Origin of the sequence: Streptomyces sp. SID1328 (assembly GCF_009865595.1) — a bacterium.
In the GTDB taxonomy this organism is placed as follows: Bacteria; Actinomycetota; Actinomycetes; order Streptomycetales; family Streptomycetaceae; genus Streptomyces; species Streptomyces griseoluteus.
In genome coordinates, this window is the sequence record NZ_WWKH01000720.1 from 1 (window position 1) to 3,293 (window position 3,293).

The 3,293-nt window shown below is 75.5% G+C and carries 1 protein-coding gene and 2 pseudogenes; 1 reads left to right on the forward strand and 2 read right to left on the reverse strand.

Annotated elements, in window-relative coordinates:
- Positions 1-375: pseudogene (locus tag GT030_RS35820) on the reverse strand (hypothetical protein); the annotation flags it as partial.
- A gap of 93 nt (positions 376-468) precedes the next feature.
- Entirely contained in the window at positions 469-2,601 is a 2,133-nt protein-coding gene (locus GT030_RS23080; RefSeq protein ID WP_346009722.1) for a SpoIIE family protein phosphatase, read from the reverse strand.
- A 236-nt stretch (positions 2,602-2,837) separates the two neighbouring features.
- On the opposite strand from GT030_RS23080, the pseudogene GT030_RS23085 reads away from it, so the two are divergent.
- Positions 2,838-3,293, forward strand: a pseudogene (locus GT030_RS23085) (PAS sensor protein); the annotation flags it as partial.

A 3,293-nucleotide genomic window follows, 5' to 3' on the forward strand; every position in this document is an offset into this window, starting at 1 on the left:
CAGGCGGGCGCCGGGGATCAGGCCGGTGCCGGGGACCAGGCGGGCGCCGGGGATCAGGCCGGTGCCGGGGACCAGGCGGGCGCCGGGGATCAGGCCGGTGCCGGGGACCAGGCGGGCGCCGGGGATCAGGCCGGTGCCGGGGACCAGGCGGGCGCCGGGGATCAGGCCGGTGCCGGGGACCAGGCGGGCGCCGGGGATCAGGCCGGTGCCGGGGACCAGGCGGGCGCCGGGGATCAGGCCGGTGCGGGCGACCAGGCCGGTGCCGGTGACCAGGCTGGTGCCGGTGACCAGGCGGGCGGCGACCAGATCGGCGGCGCCGACGACCAGGCCGGCGCGGGTGCGGGAGCCGCTCAGGAGCAGGGCACCAAGCACCACCACCGCAACCGTCCGCAGGGCGGAACCGCCTCCAACTGACCCACCGGGTCCGGCCCTTCGGCGGAAGGGCCGGACCCTCCGCGCGCCGGACGCTCAACTCCCTTCCTGCGCACGGAGCAACAGCACCGCCACGTCGTCCACCCGGTCCCGCCCCGCCGTGCCGTGCCGGACCAGTGCGTCCGCCAGCTCCTCCAGGGGACCGTCGCCCGCCTCGGAGAACAGCGCGCCCAGGTCGGTCAGCGCGTCCTCGATGTCCACACCGGGCGACTCCACCAGCCCGTCCGTATAAAGGGCGAGCACCGAGCCCGGCGCCAGCGGCACCTCCGTCGTCGGGTACGCCGCCTCCGAGTCGATGCCGAGCAACGGGCCCCCGGCCAGGTCCAGCACCCGTACCCGCCCGTCCGGACGTCTGAGCAGCGGCGGCGGATGACCGGCCCGCGCCATCACGGCACGGCCGTGCGCGGGGTCGAGGCGGAGATAGAGGCAGCTGGCGAACAGCTCGGTACCGAGGTCGATCAGCAGCCGGTTGATGCTGCCCATCACCTCACCCGGCGCCTGTCCCACCGTGCTGTACGCGCGGACACCGGTGCGGATCTGCCCCATCAGCGCCGCCGCTGTCACGTTGTGCCCCTGGACGTCGCCGATCACCGCGGACGCCCGTGGCCGGGTCGGCACCAGGTCGTAGAAGTCGCCGCCGATGTCCATGCCCCGCGTCGCCGGGAGATAGCGCGCGGCCGCCTCGATGCCGGGCGGCGGGGACAGCGAGTGCGGCAGCAGCGCCTCCTGGAGCCCGTGCGCCAGCCGGTGCTTGGCGTCGTACAGCATCGTCCGCTCCAGCGCCTGGGCGATCAGCCCGCCGAGGCTGGTCAGCACCGCCCGCTCCTCGGCGGGGAAGGAGCGCGGCTCCGCGTACGCCAGCACACACGTCCCCACCCGGCGCCCGGACGCGACCAGCGGCAGGAAAGCCCAGGCCGCGAAGCCGTCACGGGACTCGCGTCGCACGGGATACAGCCGCTCCAGCTGCTCCAGCGACTCGAAGAACGCGGGCACTCCACTGCTCAACGCCTGGGTGCCCGGGGTGCGTTCGCTCAGCGGCATCCCGTCGAACCACCCGGCCACCCGCTCGTCCGCATAGCCGCGGTGCCCGAGCACCCGCATCCGTCCCTCCTCGGCGGCGAGCAGCATCAGCGCATGACTGCCGACCGCCGGCCCCACCTCGTCCGCGACCAGCTGGACCAGATCGTCCACCGCCACCGCCTCGGTCAGCGCCCCCGTCAGGCTCAGCAGCCGCGAGATCGTCACCAGCCGGTGCGGCCGTGCCCCGGCCGGCACACCCATGTGCTCGGTCAGCACCCGGACCCGCGTGATGCGCACGCTCACCCCGGTGCTGCCCGGATAGAGCCGGAAGGACAGCCAGTGGCCGGGCGGCCGCAGCGCCACGAAGGAGGCCGGACGGCGGCTGATCAGCGCCGCCCGGTAACGGTCCTCGTACAGCGGGTCGTTTAGCCACGGCACCGACACCCAGGGCAGCGTGCCGAGGAGTTCGGTGGCGGGACGGCCGAGGAGTTCGGCGGCGGCCGCGTTGACGTGCCCGATCCGGCCGTGCAGGTCGAGCGACACGAGCCCGTACGGCAGCCGGGCCACCATCCGCGCCGCCTCCACCGGCCCCAGCGTGTCGACGACGGCCGCGTCCGGTGTCGCCACCAGATCCCGCTCGGAGCCCAGCGGCAGATTCTCGGCCGACGCCCGCGCCAGCACCCGGGTCAGCCGCTCGCACCCCGCCGCCAGCAGCGTCCGCTCCCGCTCGGTCAGCTCCGGGCCGTGCCCGGCCGGCCAGGTCACGAACACCGAGCCGAGCACGACGTCGTCCATGGCCAGCGGCAGTGCCGCCAGTGCGAAGGGGTACGGCAGCACCACCGCGACGCGCGGGAAGCGGCGCGCCATTTCCTCGCCGCCGCCCACCCACACCGGCCGCCGCTGCCGCACCGCCTGTGCGACCGGGATCGGCGCGCTCACCCCGACCCGCTCCCACGGCGCGGCGAACGCCCTGGGCAGGCCAGCCATCACCGCCATCTCCAGCACCGGCACATCGGGCCGCAGCAGGTAGACCGCGCCCGAGTGCGCGCCCACGTCCTCCATCATCGAGGCCAGGGCGATCGACAGTGGCGGCCGCCCGGCCCCCGGCGTCTCCCGTGCGGGGTCCGGCGTGTCGGACACGCCGACCACCTCCTCGTACGGCCCTCGCGCCCCGGACTGCGGACGGGTCCCATTGCTGGGGGGTACGCCGAGTACCCCCTCCCCACACCGCTCACGCCGGGCGGCGGAAAAGGCTGATACGCGTACGTGCGAGGCCTTCGGGTCAATCGCGCGGTAGGGAAAAACCGCGCGGGGTCGGTGCACAGGGGCTGCGCCACGCGCCCGTACGCGCTGTAATGGCCAACGTGGCGAGTGAGGGTGCTGCGGTGCGCAGGACGGGAGCCGGGCGGGCCGAGCACGTCCTCGCCACACTCATGGCCACGCCCGCCTCCTCCGACCGGCTCCGCCGCGTGCTGGAACAGGCCCTCGTCCTCGCCGGTGCCTCGTTCGCCGGTGTGTACGCCCCCGGTGCCGACCCCGCCGTCCTGTGCCTGGCCGAGTCCGTGGGACTGCCTGGCTCGCTGTACGGTCTGCGCGACGGCTACCCCGCCGACGGCGGCGCCCCGGTCGCCGAGACCCACCGCACCGGCCGCCCTCTCTGGCTCGGCCCCGGCGAAGTGGCCGACCGCGCCGAGGGCCGCCGTACCCCGGCACCCGACTTCTCCCTCGCCGCCCTGCCCCTCGCCGGGCCGGGCGGCGGCTCGCTGCTGGCGGTCGCGGAACGGCCCGAGGGGTTCGACGCCGGGGAGAGGGCCGCGCTGGAACGCATCGCCCGCGCCGTC